Genomic DNA, 273 nt, shown 5'->3' with positions numbered 1-273 from the left:
TTTGTCATAATTAGTCAATTGACTATCAAGATCTGCTTGTTTCACATAACTTACAATCTGATTATTGAAGCTGTCTTGTGTTACGAGAGTTGCAAGTGTTTGATTAAAGTCACTTTTTGCTTCATATGTGGTCTGTGCATCGGCTGATTTTAAATAAGGTGTAAAATCAATATCTCGATTACTAATCAATTTATTCCATGTATTAGAACTGATGTTCGATCTTGGTGATATATATATGTGATTAGAAAATCCGAGTAAAACAAAAGAATCGTT

At 31.1% G+C, this 273-nt stretch carries 1 protein-coding gene; it reads right to left on the bottom strand.

The genetic code is table 11. The features are described from left to right. Positions 1-189 (bottom strand): hypothetical protein (locus CBI42_RS13065; RefSeq protein WP_218822077.1); only part of this gene is annotated, 189 nt, incomplete at its 3' end. Between the last annotated feature and the right edge of the window lie 84 nt (positions 190-273).

Origin of the sequence: Streptococcus sp. KR, from assembly GCF_002238115.1 — a bacterium.
Taxonomy (GTDB): Bacteria; Bacillota; Bacilli; order Lactobacillales; family Streptococcaceae; genus Streptococcus.
The sequence above is the reverse complement of the archived record's forward strand: the minus strand, read 5'-3'. Positions and strand labels throughout refer to the sequence as shown.